This window comes from Halochromatium sp. NSM3, assembly GCF_059621085.1.
Genome location: NZ_JCAQIA010000066.1, coordinates 1 through 6,634 on the forward strand (window position 1 = coordinate 1; position 6,634 = coordinate 6,634).

Genomic DNA, 6,634 nt, shown 5'->3' on the forward strand with positions numbered 1-6,634 from the left:
CGTGGTGGCCTGATCCACACTCACGGTGTAGTCGGTGGTCACGTCGCCTTCCACCTCTAACTTATGGCCGGGGGGGCGGGCCGGCGCTGCGGCCGGGGTGTCGTGCGGGGGGGGGGCGGGGGGGTTGGTGGTGTAGTTCACTGGCGGGGGGCGCGCCGTTGTGGGCGGCGCGCCGGCTGGCGGCTGATCAGCACGGCTCGCGAAGGCGAGCAACGCGAGCATCGTGGCAAGAACAGAGGGGGCGAGAGTTCGGTAGCGCATAGACAAGGGGCAGGCAGATGGTTGACCGCGATCAGCCGGTTATTCGCTTCGATCGCAGTATACTCATGCAGTTCCTATCGCGGAAAGCAACCACTCGCGGCCCCGAAGCACCATCCTTGTCATTGTGCGGGCCGGGGAGCATCGCAGACAACCGGCTAGCCCTTCGATTCCGCCATGCCATTGATCGTACTCGGACTCAACCACAAGACCGCCCCCGTCGACATCCGTGAGCGTTTGACCTTCGGGCCCGACGTCATCGTCGCCGCGCTGCGTACGCTGCTCGAACTAGGCCCAGCGGACGAGGCGATCATCGTCTCGACCTGTAACCGTACCGAGATCTATTGCGCCACGGACACACGCGATATCGAGGCTCCGGTGCGCACCTGGCTCGGCCAATTCCACGGCATCGAGCCGCAACTGTTCGCCCAGCATCTCTATGTGCACAAGGACCGCGACGCCGTCACCCATCTCTTCAAGGTCGCCTGTGGCCTGGATTCGATGGTGCTCGGCGAGCCGCAGATCCTCGGGCAGGTCAAGGCCGCGTTCAAGACCGCTTGCGAGGCCGGCGGTAGCGGTCGGCTCCTAGGGCGGCTGTTCCAATGCACCTTCGCGGTCGCCAAGCAGGTGCGCACCGACACCGCCATCGGCAGCAGTCCGGTCTCGGTGGCCTTCGCTGCGGTGAGCCTGGCGCGCCAGATCTTCAGCGACCTCTCCAAGCAGACCGCGCTACTGGTCGGCGCCGGCGAAACGGTCGAACTCGCGGCCCGGCATCTGCACCAGCACGGCATCGGGCGCATCATCGTCGCCAATCGCACCGTCGAGCGCGCGCACCGGCTGGCGGTGCAATTCGATGGCTACGCCATCGCCCTGACCGAGCTGGCGAGCCATCTCCCCGAGGCCGACATCGTCGTCTCCTCGACCGCAAGCCCACTGCCGGTGATCGGCAAGGGCACGGTGGAACGTGCGCTCAAGCAACGCCGGCATCGACCCATGTTCATGGTCGATATCGCGGTGCCGCGCGACATCGAGCCCGAGGTTGGACAGCTGCGCGATGTCTATCTCTACACCGTCGACGATCTGCAAGGTGTGGTCGACGAGGGCATGCGCTCGCGCAATCATGCCGCCGAGCAGGCAGTCGAGATCATCGATCTGCATGCCACCGAGTTCATGGCTTGGGTGCGCTCGCTGGATGCCGTCTCGCTGATCCAGGACTACCGGGCCCGCGCCGAATGCGTGCGCGACGAGGCCGTCTCGCGCGCCGCGCGCCAGCTCGCCGCCGGCAAGCCTGCCCATGAGGTGATGTGCCATCTGGCCCATGTGCTGACCAATAAGCTCTTGCATGAGCCCAGCGTGCGGCTACGACAGGCCGGTCGCGAGGGCCAATCGGAGCTGCTGCAAGCCGCCAATGAGCTGTTCCAGCTCTCGCAGCAGGGTCAAGATAGCGGCAGCTGATGAACCCATCCATTCGGGGCAAGCTCGATCGGCTCGCCGAGCGCTTTGCCGAAATCACCGCCCTGTTGGCCGAGCCCGAGGTGCAGTCGGATCAGAATCAGTTCCGCGACCTCGGGCGCGAATACGCGCAACTGGAGCCGCTCATCAACTGCTGGCAACGCTATCTGGATCTCGAATCCGACATCGCCTCGGCCAGCGGGATGCTCGCCGACAAGGAGATGGCTGCGCTGGCGCGCGAGGAACTCGACGCGGCCGAGCAGCAGCGCGAGCAGCTCGAACCCGAACTCAACCGGCTGCTGATCCCGCCGGATCCCAACGACCATCGCAATATCTACCTTGAGGTCCGCGCCGGCACCGGCGGCGCCGAGGCGGCACTCTTTGCCGGCGATCTGCTGCGCATGTATCTGCGCTATGGGGAGCTACAAGGCTGGCGCCACGAGATCATCAGCGCCAGCGAGGGCGAGATGGGCGGCTATAAAGAGGTGGCGGTGCGTATCAGCGGCAGCGGCGTCTATGCGTGGCTCAAGTTCGAGTCCGGCGCCCATCGTGTGCAGCGCGTACCCGAGACCGAATCCCAAGGACGCATCCATACCTCGGCCTGCACCGTCGCCATCCTGCCCGAGGTCGATGCGGTTGATGAGATCAGCGTCGATCCCAACGATCTGCGCGTCGACACCTATCGGGCCTCCGGCGCCGGTGGCCAGCACGTCAATAAGACCGATTCTGCGGTCCGCCTGACCCACCTGCCGAGCGGCATCGTGGTCGAGTGCCAGGACGAGCGCTCGCAGCACAAGAACCGCGCCAAGGCGCTCGCGCTCCTGCAGGCCAAGCTACTCTCAGCCGCGCAGGACGAACAGACCGCCGAGCAGAGCGCCTCGCGCCGGCTGCAGGTGGGTAGCGGCGATCGCTCCGAGCGGATCCGCACCTACAACTTCCCGCAGAACCGACTCACCGACCATCGCATCAACCTGACGCTCTACAAGCTCGATGAAGTGATGATGGGCCACCTGGATCAGGTGGTCGAGCCGCTACGGCACGAACATCAGGCTGACCTTTTGGCCGAGCTGACAACCGCCTGAGAGGCTCACTTGCCTTCGTGAGCGCACCAGCGAACGACAGGATTGCCGAACTCCGGCGTTCGGCCAGCCAGCGCCTGGCGGGCGCCGGTCATGCCAGCGCCGCACTCGAGGCCGACCTGCTGTTGAGCCTCGCCACCGGGCTCGAGCGCAGCCAGCTCGTTGCCTGGCCCGAACGAGCAGTCACCGCCGCCCAGCAGCAACGGCTCGAGCAGCTATTGACGCGGCGTGTTGCCGGCGAGCCGATCGCCTACCTGCTGCAGCAGCGTGAGTTCTGGAGCCTCACGCTTCAGGTTAGCCACGCCACCCTGATCCCGCGACCCGAGACCGAGACCCTGGTGGAGCTGGCCCTGCGCGCCCTGCCGGCAGACCAACCGCTGCGCGTCGCCGACCTCGGCACCGGGAGCGGTGCCATCGCCGCCGCGCTCGCGCATGAGCGCCCACAGTGGTCCCTGATCGGCATCGAGTGCGACCCCGATGCGCTCGCCATCGCGGCCCTGAATGCGGCGCGGCTTCAGCTCGAGAACCTCAGTCTTGTGCGCGGCCACTGGTCGAGCGCACTGGGCAGCGCCTCCCTGGACGCGCTCATTGCCAATCCACCCTATGTGCGTGCCGATGATCCGCATCTCGGCCAGGGCGATCTGCGCTTCGAGCCCCGGGCCGCGTTCGTCGCCGGGGCCGATGGACTGCACGCCATTCGCGCGCTCATCGCCGACGCGCCCCGCTGCCTGAAACCCGGCGGACTGCTCGCGATCGAGCACGGCTGGGATCAGGGCGCGGACGTGCGCGCACTCATGCAACAACAGAGGCTGAAGGCGATTGACACCCTGCGCGATCTTGCTGGTCAGGAACGGGTGACTCAGGCGATCATCGATGCATCCTGACCGCGCGCGCCCTCACGAAAACCTTGATCAGCGTCCGCTCGATTGAGCATACTTCGCCTATGGAAACGCCCGACCCAGACCGTATCAAACATCGCCAGATCCATTTTCGGGATCTGCATCCAGAGCGTCACGACGCGCGCACCGCAGCCGTCTTCCTGGCCGAGGTCGACGGTGTCGTCCAAGCCGATCCCCTGTCGCCAATCCTGCTCGATCTGACCTACGACCTACGCAAGACCTGCCTTGAGGAACTCGAAACCGCCCTGAGCGAACTCGGGCTGCACCTCGACGGCGCCCTACTCTTCAAGCTCAAACGCTCACTCTATTACTACACCGAAGAGACCTATCGCGAGAACCACGGCTGGACACGCAGCGATAGCAACTCCAACTCCACCAAGTTGGTGTTCGCACAACGCTGGGAGAACCTCGAGCACGGCTGTCGCGATCCCCGCCCCGAGCATTGGCGCCGATACCTCTGACGAGATGACAGTCTTCGGTTGGTCTTATATGATCCAGGAAATCCCTGGATCATACCGAGTCATCGATGCGCTTTGATGTCAGCGACCACGAGATCAAGAGAGCCAAGATCCCGCACGAACTCTTTCTCACCAACCTGATCGGCAACCATATCCTGATGGCCGTCGCCGCCGGCGGGATCGCGGGGAGTTTTCCCTGGGTGATGGCCGTGATCCCAGCCGTCTCGCTCTCGCTGCTCAGCTTTACGCTCTGGCGCGCCCGCCGCTCGATCGGCCGCGATCCCTGGTACGTGATGTGTCACTGGCAGGTCTGCGCGCGTCGTAGCCGTCTCTTCATCGGCATGCTGTTGTCATCGGGCCTGGTCGTCACGCTCGGCTGGCTCGCCCATGTCTATGGCGGACTGATGAAAGAGGCGGCCATCGCGCTGGTCGTCGGCACCGGCATCCTGCCGATCATGGTCACCGTGCTGGTGCTGATCATCGTCGAGTCCGACGCCCTCTATCATGCCCATCAGGCCAAGCTACCGACTTGGGTGGTCGAGCGGTATCCGAACCCTGAAGCCAAACTCATCGAAGAGGAAGCTCCCAACGCCGCCGCCTGAGAAGCGCGAATACGCTAATCCGCCGCTGACTGCTCCCGCGCGACCAAGAAATCGACCAACTCGAAAAGCTGCTCGCGCCCGCCGGCCTCGCTCACGCCGGTGGTGTATTGGCCATTGACGACAATCGCTGGCACACCCGAGAGCTGGTAGTGACGCACCAGATCCGCCGACTGACGAACCTTCATGTCGACCGGAAATGACTGATAGGCGGCGCGAAAGGCTTCCTCGTCAATACCCTGCTCAGCGGCAAAGGCGATCAACTGCTCATCGCTGAACAGCTTTCGCCGTTGTTCATGGAGCGCCTTGAACAGCGGCTCGTGCAGCTTATCCAGTTCCCCCAGTTGCTCGGCCGCGAAGAAGGCCTTGGCATGCGGAATCCAGCGACTCGAGGCCGCTGCGGGTAGACGCCGGAAGCTGACGCCCTCCGGCTTGGTCTCGAGCCAACGCTCGATCGCTGGCTCCAACTGATAGCAATGCGGACAGCCGTACCAAAACAGCGCCAAAACCTCGACATCATCACCGGGCTCGGCGCGATGAGGTTCGGCAACCACCTGATACTCGATGCCCTCGTCGAAGCTCGGTGCCGCCAGCGCGGCACCGCACGCCAGGCACAGCAACAGCAGGGCGCCAAGCGCGGTAGCGGCGAAACGGTCCCCTTGCAGCGGGCGCGTCAGGATCGTCGATTGCGCGGTCATCGGATTCCTCCCAAGGTCTTCATCGGTCTCAGAGATGGGCAGCCAGTGCGGCGCGGGCGGCGCTGAATCAGGGCGCAAGCAGATAGTCGAAGACCAGACCGAGGAACACCGCCATGCCGAAGTAGTTATTGTTCAGAAAGGCCTCGAAGCAACGCGCCGGCTCGCGAGCCCGAAGCAACCATTGCTGGTAACCGAACAACGCCGCCGCGACGACGAGCCCAACGAAATAGGCCGCGCCAAGCCCCGCCTGGAAGCCGACCCAGATCAGGATCAGCAGCATCAGCACCTGCAGCAGCGCAACGATGAGCCGATCCCAACGCCCGAACAGGATCGCGGTCGATTTGATGCCGATCTTCAGATCATCCTCGCGGTCGACCATCGCGTACTCGGTATCGTAGATCAGCGCCCAGATCATGGTGGCCACGAACAACACCCAGGCATAGAGCGGCACTGTCTCCTGAATCGCGGTGAAGGCCATCGGCACCGCCCAGCCGAAGGCCGCGCCCAGGAACAGCTGCGGCACATGGGTGAAGCGCTTCATGAACGGATAGATCATCGCCAGCGTCACCGCCACCACCGACATGGCGATGGTCTGCCAATTCAACAGCAACACCAGCGCAAAGGCCGCGAGACTCAGGAGCACGAAGACCGCCACCGCCTCGAGCGGGCTGATCAGGCCCTGCGCCAACGGTCGCGTGTTGGTGCGGGCGACATGGCCATCCAGCTTGCGATCGGCATAGTCGTTGATCGCGCAGCCCGCCGAGCGCATCAGCACCACGCCGGCGACGAAGATCAGCGCGACTGGCCAGGGCGGCTGGCCCTCGCCGGCAAGCCAGAGCGCCCACAGCGCCGGCCACATCAACAGGAAGATACCGATCGGTTTATGCAGCCGAATCAGCCGATAGTAGGCATCGAGCCGGACCCGCCAGTCGAGCCTGGGCGCAAGATGGTGTTGATCCTGAAGCTTGGTCTCGCGAACGCTCATGCGGCGATGGATGATCTCTTCTGACAAGCGATAAACGGAAGGGCCGGAACCGCATCACGGGATGAGCCGGCTCGGATCTAAGCGCGAATTATCGCATAGCGCCGCTCGGGGATGCGCGGTCCAACGTATGATCGCCGCCCACACCCGGCGCCTTAGAGGCTGTTTAGAAAGTCGGAGGGAATGGGTTTCATATCAATCACGTTGCA

7 protein-coding genes are annotated in these 6,634 nt (G+C 64.3%); 5 read left to right on the forward strand and 2 right to left on the reverse strand.

The window, feature by feature from the left end:
* Positions 1-435 precede the first annotated feature (435 nt).
* From hemA to AC54T3_RS16900, 5 genes are all read left to right on the forward strand, one after another.
* Complete coding sequence (gene hemA / locus AC54T3_RS16880) at positions 436-1,713, forward strand: glutamyl-tRNA reductase (RefSeq protein WP_496626478.1); 1,278 nt, start codon at positions 436-438, stop codon at positions 1,711-1,713.
* On the forward strand, positions 1,713-2,792 hold the full coding sequence (gene prfA, locus AC54T3_RS16885) for a peptide chain release factor 1 (RefSeq protein WP_496626479.1): 1,080 nt from the start codon (positions 1,713-1,715) through the stop codon (positions 2,790-2,792). Before hemA ends, prfA begins: the two co-directional genes overlap by 1 nt.
* Positions 2,793-2,809: 17 nt before the next feature.
* Positions 2,810-3,673, forward strand: a complete 864-nt coding sequence (prmC, locus tag AC54T3_RS16890; protein ID WP_496626480.1) for a peptide chain release factor N(5)-glutamine methyltransferase — start codon at positions 2,810-2,812, stop codon at positions 3,671-3,673.
* Positions 3,674-3,732: 59 nt separating this feature from the next.
* A complete protein-coding gene (locus AC54T3_RS16895; RefSeq protein ID WP_496626481.1) occupies positions 3,733-4,149 on the forward strand; it encodes a hypothetical protein in 417 nt (138 codons plus the stop codon).
* Between the two features lie 65 nt (positions 4,150-4,214).
* Entirely contained in the window at positions 4,215-4,748 is a 534-nt protein-coding gene (locus tag AC54T3_RS16900; protein ID WP_496626482.1) for a hypothetical protein, read from the forward strand.
* A 14-nt stretch (positions 4,749-4,762) separates the two neighbouring features.
* On the opposite strand, the gene AC54T3_RS16905 is transcribed toward AC54T3_RS16900, so the two are convergent.
* The gene (locus AC54T3_RS16905) at positions 4,763-5,443 is read right to left on the reverse strand and encodes a thiol:disulfide interchange protein DsbA/DsbL (RefSeq protein ID WP_496626483.1); all 681 of its coding nucleotides are present in this window, start codon (positions 5,441-5,443) and stop codon (positions 4,763-4,765) included.
* A gap of 67 nt (positions 5,444-5,510) precedes the next feature.
* Entirely contained in the window at positions 5,511-6,428 is a 918-nt protein-coding gene (ubiA, locus tag AC54T3_RS16910; RefSeq protein ID WP_496626484.1) for a 4-hydroxybenzoate octaprenyltransferase, read from the reverse strand.
* Between the last annotated feature and the right edge of the window lie 206 nt (positions 6,429-6,634).

Coding starts and splice junctions, on each gene's coding strand:
- AC54T3_RS16895 (WP_496626481.1), top strand. CDS start 3,733: ATGGAAACGCCCGACCCAGACCGTATCAAACATCGCCAGATCCATTTT.
- hemA (WP_496626478.1), top strand. CDS start 436: ATGCCATTGATCGTACTCGGACTCAACCACAAGACCGCCCCCGTCGAC.
- AC54T3_RS16900 (WP_496626482.1), top strand. CDS start 4,215: ATGCGCTTTGATGTCAGCGACCACGAGATCAAGAGAGCCAAGATCCCG.
- ubiA (WP_496626484.1), bottom strand. CDS start 6,428: ATGAGCGTTCGCGAGACCAAGCTTCAGGATCAACACCATCTTGCGCCC.
- prfA (WP_496626479.1), top strand. CDS start 1,713: ATGAACCCATCCATTCGGGGCAAGCTCGATCGGCTCGCCGAGCGCTTT.
- AC54T3_RS16905 (WP_496626483.1), bottom strand. CDS start 5,443: ATGACCGCGCAATCGACGATCCTGACGCGCCCGCTGCAAGGGGACCGT.